We start from the raw sequence: 19924 nt of genomic DNA, 5'->3' as shown, positions 1-19924 counted from the left end.
ATGAACGCTTTAAGGAAATATTTGGACTTTATATTAAAAGTCCAAATATTAAAAAGGCTTTATGGAAACTGTAAATTAATGACCACAGATACACTTAGGTCGGGTAAAAGATTGTGTCTCCTCGTGCCACCCAAAATCGTCATTATAACCATCTTGCTCCCAAAAGAAGTTGGTTCTTTCTTTAGTTCTATTTCCAACTTCATTCATTGTAGATGTGTCAAATAATCTTCCATTAACCATTGTATGGGAAACGAATTGAGAATTTTGAATATCGACCAAAGGATCCTTATCCAAAACTAATAGATCCGCTAATTTACCTGGTTCTAATGACCCTAAGTCATCCCCCATTCCGATATACTCTGCTCCATAAATGGTAGCAGATCGTAACATTTCATAATTTGAAAAGCCACCTTGGCCCAACATCCACATTTCCCAATGCACACCTAATCCTTGCAACTGACCATGGCCACCCACACATATATGAACTCCTTTGTCTAACAAAGCCTTGCATGATTTAGCTACCAAAATATGTCCATTTTCATATTCTTCCTCTGGCGCCATAGTTCTATGACGCGAACGGCTATCGATAATCCTACGCGGAGTATATTTCAGCAATTTTTCATTTTCCCATACGTTGCTATGCTGGTACCAATAATATTCACCGTTTAAACCCCCGTAATTAACAATCAAGGTTGGTGTATTTGCAGTTTTACTAGCACCCCATAGTTGCAAAACATCATCATATAAAGGGGCGACGGGAATGTTATGTTCTACACTTGTATGTCCATCCAAAATCATTGTCATGTTATGGAAAAAAGTTGAACCACCTTCTGGATAGACCATTATTTCATTTTCTCGAGATGCCTTAATAACCTGTTGGCGCTGCTCCCTTCTTGGTTGGTTATAACTTTTTACACTAAAAGCGCCGTAAGCCTTTGTTCGCTTTATGGCAGATTCAGCATCTTTATAATTGTTGATTACTGCTTTAAAATCTCCATCGGCACCATACAAGATGGTACCAGTACTAAAAATTCTAGGACCTACCATACGACCTGTTTTAACCATTTCAGATTGTGATAAGGCATATTCGGTATTTGCCGAAGGATCGTGGGTGGTGGTAATTCCAAAGGCGAGATTAGCATAGTATGACCATTCTTTCTGAGGACTGATCCCATCCCCAAAGGCATCTAAATGTGCATGCGTGTCAATAATACCCGGCATTATTACCTTACCACTAACATCAATGGTTTTCGCGTTGGAAGGAATATTCACTTCACCTGCCTTACCTATACTTTTAATTCGATTTTTTTCGACTACGACCACACCGTTTTCAATTACCTCTTCACCTTTCATGGTAATTATTTTGGCACCCGTTAAGGCGATGACACCATTTGGCTGGTCTGTAGTTAGAGTAAGTCCAATATCCGTTACTTTGCGCTTTATTTCTTTTGGCATTTCCTCTGGTGCACCCTCAACAAAATCAAAGACATCCTTTAAATCGATACTATAATGTTTAGACCCTAATGTATAATGTAGAATGTTGCTTTTATTATTCCATTGTAGATTTATTCCCGCATCTTCAGAAATCTTCTTTACCGGAAGAGATTTAGAATCCTTTGAAAGTTCAAAAGTTTGCCCAAATTCCTTAAACGGCATCAAATAAATATTATGAAGCTCCCCAAACGCAAGCCAATTACCATCAGGACTAATAGCATATTGATTAGCATATTTAGAATGAAAATTAGTTCGCTTATCTTCACCCTTTAAATCAACACTGTTCAAACTCTTATCTAAACTACCGAATAAATATCCACCATTTTGATAGTAAATGCGGTCACCTTTTGGGTTAAATCTTGGATATTCGCCACCATCAGTAACTTTTTCTTCTTTCTTGGTGTTTAAATCGTATAAATAAATCCCAGGTTCCATGGCATAAGCAAATCCAAAGGTACCACTACCCCCATCTTTTCTGAAAACAATCGATTTTCCATTTGGGGAATAAGCCGGAGTTCTAAAAATGCCTTTTTCCGAGCTTAGTTTAGTTGGGACTCCACCTGAAGAGGGAATCGTCATTAAGGCTCCCTTGTTTTCATCATTCCATGTGACATATGCAATTGATTTACCATCAGGAGAAAAAGAAGGCTCGAACTCAAAATCAGTTCCTGTTGTTAGGCGCTTAGGTTTTCCATTAGGCATAGATTTAGTATACAGGTAACCCGCAGCATTGAAGACTAAGATTTTTTCGTCAGGAGACAATTTCGCAGTTCGAATTACGTGTGACTCAAAGGTCTCGGGGGCAGGATTTTGCTTAAATTTTAATGCCTCTGTTATACTTTGTTTGCTTTCAATCTGAAAAGGAATGGTCATCGACGTACCATCTTCAGTATTAATTTTCTTCAATTTACCTTCTGCCCATATAACAATATGCTTATTGTCTGGCATCCAATTGAACCCTGGATATACACCGAAAATTGCCCAAGCTTCTTGTTGGTCCTTTGATAAACCATCAAATACAGGTTTAGTTACTCCAGTTTCCAAATCCATTAGGTATAACACGGATTTGGTGCGAACTCTTCTTACAAACGCCAAAGTTTTTCCATCAGGTGACACCTGGGGACGAATGGCTCCACCGGGTCCACTAGCGATTGTTTTGGTTTCACCCGTTTCCATATTGTATCGCTTAATAGCATAAATCTGGCTATTAGGGTCCTTGTTATATTGGAAAAAGCCTCCCGGATACATATCTTCACTGTAAAAGACATACTTGCCATCAGGACTTACCCATGGTTCGCCAATATCTTGTTGGTCATTTTTCTTTTTTACCAATTGAATACCTCCACCTCCAGAAGTATGATACATCCAAATTTCGCCAGCTCCAAGAGAACGGGTAGAAGTAAAATGCTTTCTCGCAATTAAATAATTTCCATCAGGGGTCCAAACTGCATTATTCAACAAGCGAAAATCTTCTTTGGTCACTTGTTTGGCGTCAGAACCATTGGTATTCATAATCCAAATATTGTCGCCTCCACCTGCATCGCTTGTGAAAGAAATTTGTTTACCATCTGGACTAAAGCGAGGTTGAATTTCCCAGGCATGCCCTCCCCTTAATAATTTGGCTTTACCTCCACTTATAGGCATGGTAAAAATGTCTCCGAGCATATCAAAGACCAAGGTTTGTCCATCAGGGCTTACGTCTACACTCATCCAGGTACCTTCTTCTGTGGAAATGGTAACTTCTGAAAATGGTTCTACAGGTTTACTAACATCCCACTTGTCTTCTTTTTTATCTTGGGAAAAGCTTACAAATGGGAGAATAAAAATTACCGTTAATTTGAAAAGATGTTTCATTTAAAGTTTTGGTTAGTTTTTGGTATAAACATTAAAAGTCTTGTACATATTTCTGTTAAGAGCATCAGGAATTTCAGAAATCAGGACATAGCTTCCAGGCCTTAATTCAACACTAAAATAGCCTTTTTGATTTGCTTCTAAGTCTTGCACACCTCCTAAAAATTGGTATCCTTGTGGCGCTGGAGTTCTCAGGGCTTGAAAATCAGAAGCATTTAGCCAATTAGCCAAACTATCTAATTCTTTACCCTCTTCTAATCGCACCAAATTAACATCATGCCCTAACATACTTTCATAAATTTTTTGGTCTTTAAAATTCACCTCAAATTGATAGTTTCCATTAGGAATTGAATCATTAAATTGAATACCTGACATAGCCGAAACGCTAATTACATAATCTGGAGAAAAGTCTAGTTCTGGATTTTTTTGATCAGTAACAATAATCTCCTTAATCATTCCCAAAAGTGCATGAGGCTTGCCATCTGGCATTCGCACATAACACTCCATAACATAAACTCCAGGTTCTAGATATATTGTGGATTGGGCGGTCATCCTTTCGCTGGTCATGCCAACACCACCAGCAACTTTAACTTGAGAAAACCAAGCAGGTATTTTACCGAATTCCTGCATAGCAGCCTCAAAATTCCCTTCAGACATTAAATCATGAGCCGCCAAAAAGGGAGGAAATATATCCCGCTTGTAATCAGAAAATCTCAAACTATCGGGCATTTTCTCAAATATTAGAAAGTGTACCTCATCTGATTTGTTGATATATTTAAAAGTTGTCCAGCCAGAGTTAAGTGTATCGGGCATTTGGAAGTCCATCACGTTTGTGGTTATCTCGATTGTTGATAATGGAATGTTAGAGGGTTGTGCTTCTGGGTTTTCTTTTGAATTTTCTTTACAGGCAATGACCATAATAAAAAGGCAAAAGATACCTAAAGCAATGAATATACGCTTCATAAAAATAATTGAATTTAGTGGTGTTATGATTTCTTAAAAGTGGGGTTTTTAAAGTTAAGAAGATTTTTTAATTGATATAAATTATTAATTTTAAGAAGATTAATTCCTTTATTATGAAATTGTTACCAGTCCTTTTTTCTTTTTTAGTATTCACTTCATCACTTATTATTGCACAAGAAGATGTGGTTATCGGCAAACGTTTTAAGATAAAATCGGAAGTTCTCAATGAAGAGCGAACCTACACGGTTCATCTTCCAAACCGATTTAATTCTTTCGATACCGCCTACCCAGTGATTTATTTATTAGATGGACGGACTCATTTTTTACATACATCTGGTATTACTGATTTTTTAGCTGGAGGTAGTCGAATGCCAGCAGCAATAGTGGTAGCTATTGAAAACACCAATAGGACGCGAGATTTAACTCCTGAACAAACCATAATAGACAATGATGAATCTAACGTAATTCAGGGATCAGGCGGGGCTGATAATTTTTTAAAGTTTATTGAAACAGAATTAATGCCGGAAATAAATAAAACCTATAGCCCGGCTCCTTACAACATTTTAATAGGCCATTCATTTGGCGGTCTGTTTGCGACCTATGCATTCCTTAATAAGCCAAAACTGTTTCAAGCGTATATTGCTTTAAGCCCAAGTCTTTGGTTCAATGATCAAAATCTATCAAAAAATATGAAGCCATTTTTTGATAAATATAATAAGGAACGAATTCGTTATTATATGACAATCGGCAATGAAGGCGGCACCATGCTAGGAGGAGTTTATAAGCTTATAGGCGAATTTGAAGACCATTCCGAAAAACATCCCGAAACCAACATCAAATACAAATTTGAGCCCATGTTTACCGAAACTCATGGTACAATTCCGCACAGGGGCACCTATAATGGACTAGAATTTATTTTTCAAGATTACAAATATGACGAACCTAAATCACCAGAGGACTTTGATCGTTTCGGTGGACGAAAAGGATTTGTGGACTATTTAGTAAAACATTCGCAAGATATTTCCGAATTATACGGTTTTGAAATCTCCTCAGAACCTATTGTAAATGAATGGGGTTATCAATTTTTAAGTGCCCCAATGGATGGATTTAAAGAGGTTGGCATATATGCTTTTGAAACCAATGTGAAAAATTATCCCAATTCAGCCAATGTTTATGACAGCCTTGCCGATGGCTATGCAAGACTTGGGAAAATAGAAAAAGCCAAAGAAAATTATAAAAAGGCTATAGAGCTAGCTAAAAAATCCGACCATCCTGTATTGGAAGCCTCCACTACAAAGCTAGAGGCTTTGGAAAGAGAATCCTCCGGCAATTGATAATTAAAGCTGATTGATATTTCTAAAGGCAGAAGGCGTAAGGTTTTTTATCTTTTTAAACTGCCTATTAAAATTAGATAGATTTTGAAAGCCTACATCATAACTAATTGCTTCGATGGTCGATTGGGAATCCAACAGCATAGAACATGCATTTTCAATACGGACCTCATTTAAAAAAGCCATATAACTTTTACCCGTGCGTTCCTTAAAATACCTACTGAACTGAGAGCGACTTAAATTTGCTAAATCTGCAATTTGATCAATGTTGATGGTTTCGCTATAATGTGTAAACGTGTAATTCAAAACCGAATCTAGCCTTTTAATACCTTGTTCCTTCAATTGATAGGTCACAACATCAGAATTTATATAACTAACTTCTGAATTTGCGATGTCCCTCAGAATTTCCATCAAGCCAATAATTCTGTCGTGTTCCTTCAAATCTAACATTCGTTGGATTAAACGGCCGACTCTAAGCTGTTCTCCTTCGGAGACTTTTATAACTCTGGATGTAATCTCCAAAAGCTTTTTCAATTGCCGCATTTCTGGCAATTCAAAAAACGAGTCTCCAAATGAATTATAATTAAAAAAAACAGAAATAGATTTTACACCGCTTGAGTTTTCTTGGTAATAACGTTTAGAAGACTTTAGTAAATGTGGCGTACTCTGGCCAACAAAAAATATGTCCCCAGGGGCAAACTTTCCCATTCCCACTCCCCCAAAAAACAATCCATCACCCTTTTCAACCAAGGTTATCTGAAATTCTGGATGATAATGTAACTTATCATAAAAATGCCGCTCCTCATCAACTTGAATAAGGATAGATGCTTTGCTTGATTTTGGTATTTTGAATAGAATTGGTTTCAACCAAACAATTTTAAACGAATCTTCTCTCGGGCGAAAAAGGACTAATGTCCATCGATAATGGCTGCTCTGAAATAATTTCTGAAACAAATTTTCCCGTCGCAGGCGCAAGGCTCCATCCCATCATAGCATGACCTGCTGCTACGGTTACATTCTTCCAATTTCCAAGCCGACCGATATAGGGAAGTCCATCTGGAGTACAAGGACGCAACCCACTGCGGGCTTTAGATTTTTCTTCCTCAGTAATTTTTAAATGATTAAAATATGAATTGGCAGCATCGGCAATTGCATCTACCCTTTCCTTGCGAATAATTTTATTAATGCCCGAAAGTTCCATAGTCCCAGCAAATCGAGTAAAACCATTCATCGGTGTAACCGCGCATTTGGAATCAACCAAAATACAAGGAATTGTCATGTTGGTAGAAGTGTAGGTATTAAAACTGTAACCCTTTCCTGCTTCCATAAGCATTTTACTTCCTAATTTATTTACTAACCCTGATGTCCAAACACCAGAACAAATAACAACCTCATCACAATCTATAACCTCACCTAGTAATTCAACCTTAGTTACTTTATTTCCGCTTTGATTAAAATCTACAACTTCTTTACCCCTTAAAATGGTAACTCCAGATTTTTCAAGGTAAGTAGTAATTTGTTGCATAAAATCATCGGGAGTCATATGCCCATCGCAGTCGTAGAAAAATGAGCCCTTTAGATTATAATCTACACCGGGTTGCATTTTTTTCATTTCCTCCAAGGTACAGTGTCTAACATCCATACCTTCTTTAATAGCCAAATCTGCTGCATACGTTTCATGTTTTTCTGCCTCTTCAGTTTTATAGCACATAAAGATTCCGTTTCGATGATAATTAAAATCGAAATCTCCACCAGCTCTCATAGATTCATATAGATCCCTGCTTAAAAAATTAATTTCCTTTATTACAGGAATGGCTTTCTTTACCTTAGCCTCTGTTGCAGATTTCTTGAAAGCCCATGACCAACTTAAAAAATTACTTTCCAGACGTGGTTTCACATAGAATGGACTTCTACTGTTAAACATCCATTTTAAACCTTTAGTAATTATTCCGGGTGAACTTAAGGGTATAACATGACTTGGGGTTATGTAGCCCGCGTTTACGTAAGAAGCTCCTTCGGCGTCCGTTCCCTTATCAACAACAATTACCTCATGACCTTCTTTTATTAGATAATAGGCCGTACATAAACCTACTATTCCACCGCCAATAATAACGCATTTTCTATTCATAGTTACTCAAAATCATAGTCCCAACGTGGGGTCTTATGCAATAAATGTTCAACAAAATAATTTAAGCGACGTTTTAAGAATACATTTCTTGCTTCACCAACATAACCATGTCTCTGGCTAGGCAAAATCAACATATCAAAATCTTTATTTTCCTTAACAAGGGCTTCAGCTAACTTATAGGTTGCAGAAGGGTTAACATTATGATCTAAGCCACCGTGAACCAACAGTAGTTTTCCTTTTAAATTCTTGGCCAAAGTTATATTGGAAACTTCCTCATACTTCTCAGTTATTGGCCAACCCATATACATCTCTGGCCACCATGCCTTCTCCATACGAAAGTCGTGATCTCCGGAACTAGCAACTGCAACTTTATAAAAATCTGGAAAGGCCAAAATGCCATGTCCAGAATCGTAACCCCCTGCGGAATGACCAAATATTCCGACCCTTTCGGCATCAATAAATTTATAACGATTAGCCAGTTCAGTTATAGCTAAAACATGATCTCTCAGGTTATCTCCCATATTTTGATAAGAATGTTCCCTAAAAGCCTTAGACCTTCCCGCTGTACCCAATCCATCAATTGAAACGACTATAAAACCTAATTCTGCAAAATATTGATTGTTAAATGCCAAATTGAATGATTTAGGAAATACCTGTGTATGTGGACCAGTGTAAGTCGCATCTAAAACAGGGTATTTTTTATTAGGATCGAAATTGGTAGGGAGAATAAACGAACCGTAAATGGTGGTTTTTCCATCCTTACCAATTAATGAAAAAGTTTCCGGTCGCTTCCAACCTAGTTCCTCCGCCCAAAATGTATTGGCTGTAGTTAATTGGGCAACAATTTTACCAGTCTCGGCATTTCTCAAGACGGTTTTGGAGGGCACATCAACTGCAGAAATCGTATCCACAAAATAATCTCCTTCAAATGAAAATTGAATCTGGTGATGAACTTGTTCCGGAGTTAATAATTGATTTTCACCTTCTAAATTTACCTTATACAATCGCTGGTAGTAAGGGTTCATATTTGTATCTGTACCAGAGGCCAAATAATATACTTCCCCATTTTCAGAATTGATATAAGAAATCTCATTAACTACAAAGTTACCTTGTGTAAGTGGAGTTACTTTTGAGCTAGAAATATCTAACAGATACAACTGCTTCCAACCAGACTTTTCTGAAAGAACAACTATTTTGTCTTGCTTTTCTAAATACCTGAATTCAAAATTGTCAATACTTGTATTTGAGGTTTCTTCCCATAGGCTTACCATTTCTTGGGTTTTTAAGTCGATTCCCTTTAATACGACTTTTTTAAATCCACGCTCCTTCCATGAAGCCAAAGCATAGTCTTTACCTTCCAAGAACTGTAAACCCACGGCATTTATATGAGTATTGATAGGTAGGTCTAAAGAAAGCCTGCTTTTAGTCTGAATATTATAAATAACAGGTGTTACCAAAACCAAAGTAGAATCTCCGGGAGAACCACGGTAATAAGATTGTACGGATGGACGATACAAACTATCAATCGCATAATTCAACAAATACATTTTATCTGCCTTCCGCACATCACATATCTGGGTAAATAAATAGTTAGAATTTGAAGACCAAGAAACTGAGAATCGTTCAGGCCTTGCCCCTCCTTCACCCATCATTTCATCGAACCAACCATACCAACTCGCATAGTCATAACCCTCCTCACCGTCCTCAGATAAGGCGGTTTTTTCAGATGTTTGAGTATGTTCCAAAAACAGATTGTGATCTTTTCTGTAAACTTTCCATTGTTTGTTCGGGGAAATGCTTTCAAATCGGTTACCATTATTGTTGTTTCTAGCAGAATCTTTTTTCGCCAACTTTTCGTTTTTAAGTGACCATTCATACTTATTCTCTTTGAATTGAAAATGAATGGAGGAGTCTTTAACTTCAATGTTTTGAAATCTTAGACTATCCAAGGTTAGCCGAGTACCAACTTCAGATTCTAAAGCAGACCGTAGCTTGTCATGATTGAATAAGGGAGATTTTTTTTTAGATTTTAAATCGAAAGAAAAATAGGTTGGTCCATTTTGAGAATAATCAATAAACCAAAATTTTTTGCCATCCTTGTACCAAGTAACATCTGTGCGGAGATTGTAAACCTTTTTATTAATCAAATTCTGGGGAGTGAACTTCATTGCCCTTTGGTAAGTTTCCAACGGCACTGAATCATTTTGTGCTTTCACAACCCCCCCAAGGTTAATTACTAAAAAAAGACTCAATAAAAAGAATTTCATATCTAAATTTTAAATTACTTGAAAACCAAAGGCGTAAGGATCTTCCTCATCAATTGTTATGATGTTGTGTCCATATATTCGTGCCCATCCTTGTATACTTGGCACTATACCCAACTTATCCCCAACACTCATCTCCTTTTCAATCCTTCCAACAAATTTTGATCCTATAAAACTTTCGTGAATAAAATCTTCTCCAACTTTCAATTTACCCTTTGCATGTAGTTGTGCCATTCGTGCAGAAGTACCTGTTCCACATGGTGATCTGTCAATAGCTTTGTCACCGTAGAATACAGCATTTCTTCCAGAGGAAGTTGGGTCGATTACCGCTCCTGTCCAAAGCATATGAGTGACATCCCGAATTGTATCATTCTCAGGGTGCACAAAATAATCAGGATATTTTAAATTTATTTCTTGCCTTACAACCTGACTAAAGTTGATAATTTGTGAAGCTGAGAAATGTTCCAGTCCTGGAAAATTCTTTTGAGGATCAACTATTGCATAAAAATTTCCGCCATAACCAACATCAAAAACCAATTCTCCAAGTCCTGGGCAATCCACCGTAAGTTCAGAGGCAGCTAAATAACTTTTAACATTCGTCAATTTTACCCATTCCACCTTATTATTTACTTGGTTATATTCAATTTCTACCAAACCGGCAGGGGCCTCCATTCTAATTTTTCCTGGAATTTTTGGCGTTATGATTCCTTCCTCAATGGCAATAGTAACCGTACCAATAGTGCCATGTCCACACATAGGTAAACAACCACTGGTTTCTATAAATAAAATGGCAAAATCGTTATTGGGATCATGAGGTGGATATAAAATGCTACCGCTCATCATATCGTGCCCTCGTGGTTCAAACATCAAACCCTTCCGAATCCAATCGTATTCCCTTAAAAAATGCTGACGTTTTTCGCTCATAGTGGTTCCAATTAATTTGGGACCACCATTTTTTACCAACCTGACGGGATTACCGCAGGTATGGGCATCAATACAGTCAAAAGTTTGTTTTATCATGTATCACAAACGCCACTTACGGCATTAAATCTTTGGGCATATCTTGAAAACAAATCGGCCTTATCCATCTTTGTATTGCTGTTAAACCAACGGAAGTAAATCTACTATCTGTTGTTGCAGGAAAAGGGCCCCCATGAACCATTGCGGGCGAAACCTCAACTCCTGTTGGCATACCATTGAAAATAATCCTGCCAACTTTAAATTGAAGGGCATTTACAATGGACTTATATTCTTCAAAATCCTCTGGTTCAGCTAAAACACTGGCGGTTAATTGACCATGAAGTGATGAAATCACCTTCTTCAATTCTTCCATATCCTTTGCTACCACGAGCATGGTAAATGGTCCAAATACTTCTTCCTGTAATTCAGAATTTGCAACAAAGTCTTTTGCAGCAACCTTTACCACCATACCAGATGAAAGATTACCTTCTTCATTACCAATGGCATTCAATGCAGTTATTACTTCACTTTGTAATTTAGATTCCCGGTTTTTATTAAAGGCATTTTTAATATTAGGATGAAGCATACATTGGGCTTCAATCTGTTCTAATTCATTTGAAAGTTGGTTTTCGAACTCTTTAAGGTTTGGGTTATCCAAAACAATTACCAGACCTGGGTTAGTACAAAATTGACCAGCTCCCAATGTAACTGAACCAGCAATCTGTTTAGCGATTACATTCCCTCTTTTCTCAATGGCTGTAGATGAAAGCACAACTGGATTGATACTACCCATCTCCGCAAAAACTGGAATTGGCTCATTCCTCTTGGAGGCTAAATCATACAATGCCTTTCCACCTTTTAAACTCCCAGTGAATCCTACTCCTTTTATATCAGGGTGTGAGACCAATAGCTGCCCAGCTTCATTACCATTACTATTTAAGTTGGAAAATACCCCTTCGGGCATATCACATTTTTTTGCAGCTTTAATAATGGCCTTAGAAACTAATTCGCCAGTTCCTGGATGCATTGGATGACCTTTTACAACCACAGGGCAACCAGCAGCTAGCGCACTTGCGGTATCACCTCCAGCAGTGGAAAAAGCCAAGGGAAAATTACTAGCCCCAAATACAGCTATCGGACCCAATGGCAAGGCAGATTTAAACAATTCTGGTTTTGGTAATGGTTGCCTTGAAGTATCAGCTTCGTCTGTAAAGTCATGCCTCCAATTATCACTTTTTATATGGTTTGCAAAAGCCTTCAGTTGTCCCATTGTTCTCCCTCTTTCACCCATGGCTCGTCCCTCGGGTAACCCCGACTCAAAACAATAAGTATTAATAAGGTCGTCTCCCAAGGCCAAAATTTCATCAGCTATAGTTTCAAGAAAATTTGCCCTTTCCTCATCTGACTTTGCAGAAAAAACAGGAAATGCATTTTTTGCTAAAGCCACCGCCTTATTAACTTCTTCAATTGTGGCAATTACAAAACTTCCACCTATAGTTTGGGATTTAGGATTAAACGATTCAAAAACGTCATTTCCATCAGCACTTTGAGAATAGCCGATGTAATTTTTTCCAGTAAACATGTAAATTTTATTAAGATGTAACCTGAGTGAGTACAGGTCTAGTTTTCATTGCTTTATTGATAATATTCAAAACCCGTTCTCTCTCCTCTCCTGCCAGTGGTAATCTCGGCGCTCTGACATGTTCACTTCCTATGCCTGTTGCAACTGACGCTAATTTAATATTCTGAACTAATTTAGTATGAATGTCCAATTCAAGCAAGGGCATAAACCATCTATAAATTTCAATTGCTTCCTGGATATTACCTGACTTAACAAGATTATATATAGCAACGGTTTCCGCTGGGAATGCATCTACCAATCCAGCAACCCAACCATCTGCACCCATTACCAAACTTTCTAAGGCCAAAGTGTCAACCCCAGTTAAAATTTTTAAACGGTCTCCAAAACGGTTGATATATCTGGTAACGTTAGTGATATCCCTCGTGGATTCTTTAACAGCTTGGATATTATCCTCCTTAATCAATTCCTCGAACATTTCAATCGTTACTTCTATTTTATAATCTACCGGGTTATTGTAAATCATAATGGGAAGAGAGGTGTTCTTAGCAATAGTTTTAAAATAGGTTAAAGTTTCTGCATCATCTGCTTTATACCGCATAGGTGGAAGCAACATTAAACCGTTTGCCCCATCTTCTTCTGCAATGTTTGCAGCATGAATGGCACCTTTTGTAGATTGCTCTGCAATATTCATTACAACTGGCACACGGTTACCAACGATGTCTTTGGTAAACTTGGTGAGTTCTCTTTTTTCTTCAGGCAACAAGGTACTTGCTTCTCCTAAGGTTCCTCCCAAAATAATACCGTGAACTCCTGCTTCTAATTGGGCATCTAAGTTCACCTTGAACATCGACAGGTCTAGTTTTTCGTCTGCCGTAAATTGGGTTGTGATTGCGGGCATTACACCCTTCCATTCGAATTCCATACTACTAAATTAAGATTTAAAGCAAAATTGAGAGTATTATTCGAGATAATATTGTTAGAATATGTTAGAAACTAATATTATTGTGCTATTTTGACAGTTCAATTGGATGCCGTTGTTTCAACTTTTCCCGGCTGTCTTACTCCCCTGCCCTTTACACCTGTAATTCTGTCTCCCAACTCTTCCCTAACTTTCTGCCCAAGTTCAGAGAGCTCGTTTGCTATTTGAGGATAGTTAGTAATCACATTTGTGGTTTCATTAATATCTTCCGAAATATTATAAAGCTCCATTTCCTTCATTTCTGTAACACCAGTTTCTCCAGGAAACCCGTCCAAACCTTGTTGATATCCTACATACTCGCGGTATTTATGAGGAAAATAAAGTTTCCACTCGTCCCTTTGCACAAATATTAGTTCACCCCCATAATAACCCCAAAATTCATTTCTAACTGTATTTTTTTCTTCTTTAAGAACGGGCAACATACTAATACCATCTATTTTGTGGTCTGGAAGATTACCATCCACAATTTCGGCAATAGTTGGTAGAATGTCCAAGTTTAACAATAGGGCATCACTTTCACTTCCACTATTTATAACACCTGGCCATTTTATTATTGCGGGCTCCCTTACACCTCCTTCCCACATTGTACCTTTACCTTCACGTAAACCGCCAGTGCTTCCTGCATGATTTCCATAGTTGAGCCAAGGGCCATTGTCGCTGGTAAAAATTACCACGGTGTTTTCTTCTAAGCCTTCTTCTTTTAATTTCTTCATAACCTCACCTACCGACCAATCCACTTCCATAATTACATCTCCATAGAGCCCCTGATCACTTTTACCCCTAAATTTGTCTGATACTCCAAGAGGAACGTGAGGCATGGAATGGGCCAAATACAGAAAAAATGGATCTTCCTTATGTTTATCAATAAATTCTACAGCCTCCTCAGTGTATATAGTGGTTATTTGGTCCATATCATTGAGGTTTTTTATACCGCGAATCTTTTCATTACCTCTAATTAAAGGAAGTTCAGGCATGCCAATTTTCCAAGGAATTTTTTTACTATTAATAGAATCCGCTGGTGTTCCATCATAGTAAACTGGCCACATATCGTTAGAATACGGTATTCCTAAATATTCATCGAATCCTTGTTGCAACGGAAGCATAGAAAGATGGTCTCCTAAGTGCCATTTTCCAACTATACCTGTAGTATAATCTTTTTCTTTAAGAATTTCTGCTATCGTTTTTTCATTTGGGTTAAGACCCTGTTTTGCATTTGCAAAATAGGCCCCATGGACACTTACTCTATCAGGATAGCAACCTGTTAACAAAGCAGCTCTGGAAGCACTACAAACTGCAGTGGCTGCATGAAAATTCGTAAATCGCATTCCTTCGGAAGCTAACTTATCTAAATTTGGAGTTACCCAACCTGTAGCACCATACACGCCTAAATCACCATAACCCATGTCATCCATAAAAATGAGGACGATATTGGGCCTGTCTACTTCTGGAACAGTTACTGGGTTGTCTTCCTTATTACTTTTACAACTAAGAAAGAAAACAAAGATGGTAAAAAGTAAAAGGTTCTTCATGGCTCTTCCGAATACTGATTAATAAATTTTTGATTCAGGCTATCCGAATCTTTATACTTCAATCGCAATTCTTTCAATTTGGTTTTTAATTCCCCGACTATCTCTGAATATTCTGGATTGTAATATTCATTATTCAACTCTTGAGGATCTTTTTCTAAATCATATAATTCCCATTCATCTATGTCATAATAAAAATGCATGAGTTTGTAGCGCTTATTAGCTATACCGTAATGTCTTTTCACCATATGAACTCCGGGATATTCATAATAATGATAATAAATAGCATCTCTTTTCCACAAATGATTCTCACCCTTTAAAAGAGGCACAATACTTTCGCCTTGCATATCCTCCGGAGCAACAATCCCAGCCATTTCAAGAAAAGTTTGGGCAAAATCTAAATTTTGAACCATCTCTTCTTGAGTCGTATTTGGTGTAATTACATTCGGCCATTTAATCAACAATGGGGTTTTAAAGCTTTCATTATACATAAATCGTTTGTCGAACCAGCCATGTTCCCCTAGATAGAATCCTTGATCGGAAGTGTAAACGACCACCGTTTTATCCTCAAGACCTGAATCCTCAATATAATCAAGTACTCTGCCTACATTTTCATCTACACCAGCAATACAACCTAAATAATCCTGCATGTAGCGCTGATATTTCCACTCCATAAGCTCTTCAGTGGACATTTGATTATATCGCTCTAAAAAATCGGCACTTATTGGATTATAGATACTGTCCCAAATAGTTGACTGTTGTTCATCCATATTAGATGTAGGAGGCCAATTCATGAAATCTTCTTTAACCCCTAATTGGTTGAGGGTTTGAAGGTTGACTTTATTGTCATAACCTAAAGTCATATGCGCTAAAATACTCATTTCAGCATCTTTAGCCGCGGTACTATATTTTGGTATAGAGTCAGAAATATTTGAATCATGAACTCTTTTATAATCGTCAAACAAAGAGGAAGGAAGCGGAAATTTCTTTTGGGTAAATTCTCGGTAATGTCTTGGGGCAGGTAACCATGAACGATGTGGTGCCTTGTGAAAATACATCAACAGAAACGGTTTTTCTGGATTTCGTTTTTCCTTTAACCATTTAAGTGTTTGGTCTGTAATAATATCGGTGACATAACCTTTAATTATGGTATCACCTTCCTTCGTTATGAATTTAGGATTATAATACCTTCCCTGACCTGGCAAAATCATAAACTCATCTACACCTTTAGGATTGTTGCCAAAATGAAGTTTGCCAAACATCGCTGTTTGATAACCAGCTTCTCGAAACAATTGGGGAAAGGTAACATTAGTAGTATCAAAGGGGCTTATGTTGTCAATTTTTCCGTTGATATGAGAATGCTTTCCTGTTAAAATAACAGCTCTGGAAGGAGCACAAATAGAATTGGTAACTGAAGCGTTTGTAAACAACATTCCTTCCCGCGCAATTCTATCGATATTTGGAGTTTGTATTAAACGATCATCATAGGCGCTGATGGCCTGATAAGCATGATCGTCTGACATGATAAACAAAATGTTTGGAGGTTTGGAATCAATTTGGATTTTATCTTCCTCGGATTTGCATCCAGACAATATTCCGAATACAGCAAAACAGCTGAGAAAGAGAAATCTTCTAGTTATTTGATGCATTACAATAACCTTTATACTTTTTGCTTCAATTTAAGGTTTATTCACCTAATAAGCCATCCTCTATTAGAGGAATTCTGAATCGTTCAATAACAGCATTCTCATGTTGTGCCTTAAAAATTCTTTCAGCTTCTTCTATAATCTCGGGATGGTTTTCAGCCATATTGTTCTCCTCGGCTGGATCTTGAGTTAGGTTATAAAGTTCAAGTGTAGGTTCTTGGTCGTCCTTGAGGTGCTGTCTTATTACTTTCCAATCGCCCATCCTTATTGCCACTTGCCCACCATATTCAGGGAATTCCCAATAAAGAAATTCATGGTGTTTTTGATCATTTGCATTACCGATTAAGGTCGGCAAAAAACTTATACCATCCGTGGCCCATTCTTGCTTGAAACCTGTCAATTCTCCAAAAGTAGCCAATACATCATATTGGGCACTAATTAAATCGGTTTTGGAACCTGGTTTAATTTGTTTTGGCCAGGTCGCAATCATTGGAACTCTTATACCCCCTTCATATACGAATCCCTTACCTCTGCCATATTCCTCTCCAAATTGTGCTGAACTATTAAAATATGCGCCATCCGTACCTCCTGAATACGTTACCCCGTTATCTGAAGTGAAAATTATTAAAGTATTATCATAAAGGCCATTATCTTTAAGATACTTAACAAGTTTACCAACATTCTCATCCAAATAAGAAATTTGTGCCGCATAACCTGCGTGTGGATTCTGATGGGGAAAGTATCCTGCCTCACCCAGGTATGGCTCCTCTTCCCCAAACTTCCTTTTATAATATTCCACCCAACGCACTGGAGCCTGTATGGCATTATGAGGAATTGGGTCTGCCCAATAAAAAAAGAAAGGTCTATCCTTATGTTCCTTAATCCAAATCATCATACCATTAAACATCACCTCAGGAGCATAAACATTTAAATTAAATGGAGCATAACTCTGCGGGTCATTGGGATCTGCACCCTTTGAAAGTTTGGTATGGGGAGCAACGGTGTCATTATCTAAATGAATTCTATGTTCATTTTCATATAAGTGTACCGGATAATAGGTATGGGCCTGCCTTTGACAATTATAACCTAGAAAATAATCGAAGCCTTTTTTGTTTGGAATTGAATTGGTATGAGGTGCGCCTAAACCCCACTTGCCTATCATTCCCGTGGCATAACCTTCTTTCTGAAGCAAAGCCGGAAAAAAATTAATTGAATCTGGAACAGGCCTTTGCCCCTCTAGAACGGAGTCTTTAATCATTTCACGATAATCCCATACTTTACCTCGATCGCGCCATTCATCATTACCTCGAATATACGAATGCCCGCTATGAGTTCCGGTTAAAAGCATGTATCGCGCTGGTGCACAAACTGGTGCACTACTGTAATGTTGGGTAAACATCATGCCGTCATTTGCCAATGCATCTATATTTGGTGTTTCGATTAATTTTTGACCATATACACCTAGCTCTCCATAACCTAAATCATCGGCCAGAATGTAAATAATATTGGGCTTTTTGGAAGCCTCTTGAGGAAGGGCCCCTTTATTATTACAATTATAAAACAGAATTAAAATAATTCCTGCTACTATAAATAATTGCTTCATACTTGTTTACTTTTCTTCAGAATCTATAATTTCTTGGAAATCCTGCTTTAGTTCCTCTAATTTCTCTGGCAATGAGTCCGCAAGATTAGTTAGTTGAGCCTTTTCAATTTCAAGATCATACAACTGATAGGCTTCATCATTCCCGGATTCGATGTTAACCCCGCTGTATAATGAAGGCCCCTTATGTGGGGGTATCATTGCCCATTTACCTTTTCTTAATGCAGTTCTTCCTGAAGCTTCTAACACCAACTTTTTCCTACCTATATCAGATTCACCCAATAAGGCATCCAATATGTTTTCACTATCCTGTGTTGATTCTTCAGAACCAACTAGCTTGGCAAATGAGGTCAATAAATCAATTTGCGACACTAAGGCATTTGATGTTTTCGGAGTAATTTTTCCTTTCCAATAGGTAACAAATGGCACGCGGGTACCGGCTTCAAACAAACAATATTTACCTCCACGAAATGGCCCCCAAGGTGTATGATTCCCATTCCGAACATCCGCTTCATCCCTATATCCATCATTAAGAACAGGACCATTATCACTTGACAAAATGATTAGGGTATTTTCTAAAAGGCTCTCTTCCTCCAATGTCCTAATAAACTGGCCGATACACCAGTCAGCCTCGACTATAACATCTCCACGCGGCCCTAAATCAGTGGCTCCTTTAAATCTTGGATGTGGGGTTCTCGGTACATGGGGTTGCTGCATGGCATAATATAAAAAGAATGGGGATTCCTTATTTTCCTTCACGAATGATTGCGCCTTATTCAAAAAATGATCTGCCATATCAATATCACTCCATTTTGCAGACTCTCCACCTCTCATATAACCAATACGACCAATACCGTTAACTATCGAATTATTATGCCCTACATCCCACATCATAGTCAATAATTCTGGATTATCCTTTCCGGTTGGTTGACCTTCAAAATTTTCTGAGTAACTCACGTCAATCGGATCACTTCGATCTAAGTTATCTACATTCCCATTTTCGATATAAACCGTCGGAACTCTATCTTGAGTAGCAGCTAGAATATAAGAATAATCAAAACCCAATTCATTTGGACCAGGAGATATTCGCTCATTCCAATTAACATCACCATTCCCGAGACCTAAGTGCCATTTGCCAACAATACCGGTATTATATCCACTGGCTTTAAGCACCTTCGGAACTGTAATTTTAGCAGTGTCAATTATTAAAGGCGCATTACCGGGTAAAACATGAGCATCTTTATTTCGCCACGGATAAAGACCTGTTAGTAGAGCAAATCTACTGGGGGTACATGTGGCAGAGGAGGCATGCCCATCTAAGAATTTAACCCCTCCATTTGCTAATCGATCCATATTAGGTGTTTTAATGGCGGTAGCACCATAGGCACCTACATCTCCATAACCCAAATCATCTAAATAAATAATAACAATATTTGGCTTTTCTCGAAGGCGTAGGCCCTGGGACTCTTTTTTAGTCTCTTCACATGCTGTAAAAAATAGTAGTAAAAAAGAAAGTGTTAAACCTTTAAACCGATGTTTCATTATATTAGCACTGAAATAATTTTCTAATTTTTGAAGTTGATTTTTCAAAGAAAAGTTA

At 37.7% G+C, this 19924-nt stretch carries 13 protein-coding genes; 1 reads left to right on the top strand and 12 read right to left on the bottom strand.

What is annotated here, in order from left to right:
* Window positions 1–75: 75 nt before the first annotated feature.
* Window positions 76–3348: an amidohydrolase family protein gene (locus ISU00_RS07350; RefSeq protein WP_228853406.1), complete on the bottom strand. Its 3273-nt coding sequence runs from the start codon at window positions 3346–3348 to the stop codon at window positions 76–78.
* Window positions 3349–3360: 12 nt separating this feature from the next.
* Window positions 3361–4308 carry a hypothetical protein gene (locus ISU00_RS07345; protein ID WP_228853405.1) on the bottom strand — a complete coding sequence of 316 codons (948 nt, stop codon included), beginning with the start codon at window positions 4306–4308 and terminating at the stop codon, window positions 3361–3363.
* Between the two features lie 113 nt (window positions 4309–4421).
* On the opposite strand from ISU00_RS07345, the gene ISU00_RS07340 reads away from it, so the two are divergent.
* Window positions 4422–5642: an alpha/beta hydrolase-fold protein gene (locus ISU00_RS07340; protein WP_228853404.1), complete on the top strand. Its 1221-nt coding sequence runs from the start codon at window positions 4422–4424 to the stop codon at window positions 5640–5642.
* 3 nt (window positions 5643–5645) lie between these two features.
* Here the strand turns inward: ISU00_RS07340 and ISU00_RS07335 are convergent, their stop codons facing one another.
* The 10 genes from ISU00_RS07335 to ISU00_RS07290 form a co-directional block, all read right to left on the bottom strand.
* Window positions 5646–6506: an AraC family transcriptional regulator gene (locus ISU00_RS07335; RefSeq protein WP_228853403.1), complete on the bottom strand. Its 861-nt coding sequence runs from the start codon at window positions 6504–6506 to the stop codon at window positions 5646–5648.
* A 10-nt stretch (window positions 6507–6516) separates the two neighbouring features.
* Window positions 6517–7767 carry an NAD(P)/FAD-dependent oxidoreductase gene (locus tag ISU00_RS07330; protein ID WP_228853402.1) on the bottom strand — a complete coding sequence of 417 codons (1251 nt, stop codon included), beginning with the start codon at window positions 7765–7767 and terminating at the stop codon, window positions 6517–6519.
* Between the two features lie 2 nt (window positions 7768–7769).
* Window positions 7770–10034, bottom strand: coding sequence for a S9 family peptidase (locus ISU00_RS07325; protein WP_228853401.1), 2265 nt, complete (start codon window positions 10032–10034; stop codon window positions 7770–7772).
* Window positions 10035–10043: 9 nt separating this feature from the next.
* Complete coding sequence (locus ISU00_RS07320; RefSeq protein WP_228853400.1) at window positions 10044–11051, bottom strand: 4-hydroxyproline epimerase; 1008 nt, start codon at window positions 11049–11051, stop codon at window positions 10044–10046.
* Between the two features lie 16 nt (window positions 11052–11067).
* Entirely contained in the window at window positions 11068–12573 is a 1506-nt protein-coding gene (locus ISU00_RS07315) for an aldehyde dehydrogenase (NADP(+)) (protein WP_228853399.1), read from the bottom strand.
* A gap of 10 nt (window positions 12574–12583) precedes the next feature.
* Complete coding sequence (locus ISU00_RS07310; protein WP_228853398.1) at window positions 12584–13495, bottom strand: dihydrodipicolinate synthase family protein; 912 nt, start codon at window positions 13493–13495, stop codon at window positions 12584–12586.
* 98 nt (window positions 13496–13593) lie between these two features.
* The gene (locus tag ISU00_RS07305; RefSeq protein ID WP_228853397.1) at window positions 13594–15081 is read right to left on the bottom strand and encodes a sulfatase family protein; all 1488 of its coding nucleotides are present in this window, start codon (window positions 15079–15081) and stop codon (window positions 13594–13596) included.
* On the bottom strand, window positions 15078–16727 hold the full coding sequence (locus ISU00_RS07300; protein ID WP_394368530.1) for a sulfatase family protein: 1650 nt from the start codon (window positions 16725–16727) through the stop codon (window positions 15078–15080). Before ISU00_RS07300 ends, ISU00_RS07305 begins: the two co-directional genes overlap by 4 nt.
* 37 nt (window positions 16728–16764) lie before the next feature.
* Window positions 16765–18327 carry an arylsulfatase gene (locus ISU00_RS07295; RefSeq protein ID WP_228853395.1) on the bottom strand — a complete coding sequence of 521 codons (1563 nt, stop codon included), beginning with the start codon at window positions 18325–18327 and terminating at the stop codon, window positions 16765–16767.
* Between the two features lie 6 nt (window positions 18328–18333).
* Entirely contained in the window at window positions 18334–19866 is a 1533-nt protein-coding gene (locus ISU00_RS07290; RefSeq protein WP_228853718.1) for a sulfatase family protein, read from the bottom strand.
* Window positions 19867–19924: the final 58 nt, after the last annotated feature.

Source organism: Aegicerativicinus sediminis (assembly GCF_015476115.1).
GTDB classification, from domain to species: Bacteria; Bacteroidota; Bacteroidia; order Flavobacteriales; family Flavobacteriaceae; genus Aegicerativicinus; species Aegicerativicinus sediminis.
The sequence above is the reverse complement of the archived record's forward strand: the minus strand, read 5'-3'. Positions and strand labels throughout refer to the sequence as shown.

What these genes read in the sequence shown, in the direction of transcription:
- ISU00_RS07350 (WP_228853406.1), bottom strand. Translation starts at nt 3,348, where the DNA reads ATGAAACATCTTTTCAAATTAACGGTAATTTTTATTCTCCCATTTGTA.
- ISU00_RS07345 (WP_228853405.1), bottom strand. Translation starts at nt 4,308, where the DNA reads ATGAAGCGTATATTCATTGCTTTAGGTATCTTTTGCCTTTTTATTATG.
- ISU00_RS07340 (WP_228853404.1), top strand. Translation starts at nt 4,422, where the DNA reads ATGAAATTGTTACCAGTCCTTTTTTCTTTTTTAGTATTCACTTCATCA.
- ISU00_RS07330 (WP_228853402.1), bottom strand. Translation starts at nt 7,767, where the DNA reads ATGAATAGAAAATGCGTTATTATTGGCGGTGGAATAGTAGGTTTATGT.
- ISU00_RS07325 (WP_228853401.1), bottom strand. Translation starts at nt 10,034, where the DNA reads ATGAAATTCTTTTTATTGAGTCTTTTTTTAGTAATTAACCTTGGGGGG.
- ISU00_RS07320 (WP_228853400.1), bottom strand. Translation starts at nt 11,051, where the DNA reads ATGATAAAACAAACTTTTGACTGTATTGATGCCCATACCTGCGGTAAT.
- ISU00_RS07315 (WP_228853399.1), bottom strand. Translation starts at nt 12,573, where the DNA reads ATGTTTACTGGAAAAAATTACATCGGCTATTCTCAAAGTGCTGATGGA.
- ISU00_RS07310 (WP_228853398.1), bottom strand. Translation starts at nt 13,495, where the DNA reads ATGGAATTCGAATGGAAGGGTGTAATGCCCGCAATCACAACCCAATTT.
- ISU00_RS07305 (WP_228853397.1), bottom strand. Translation starts at nt 15,081, where the DNA reads ATGAAGAACCTTTTACTTTTTACCATCTTTGTTTTCTTTCTTAGTTGT.
- ISU00_RS07300 (WP_394368530.1), bottom strand. Translation starts at nt 16,727, where the DNA reads ATGCATCAAATAACTAGAAGATTTCTCTTTCTCAGCTGTTTTGCTGTA.
- ISU00_RS07295 (WP_228853395.1), bottom strand. Translation starts at nt 18,327, where the DNA reads ATGAAGCAATTATTTATAGTAGCAGGAATTATTTTAATTCTGTTTTAT.
- ISU00_RS07290 (WP_228853718.1), bottom strand. Translation starts at nt 19,866, where the DNA reads ATGAAACATCGGTTTAAAGGTTTAACACTTTCTTTTTTACTACTATTT.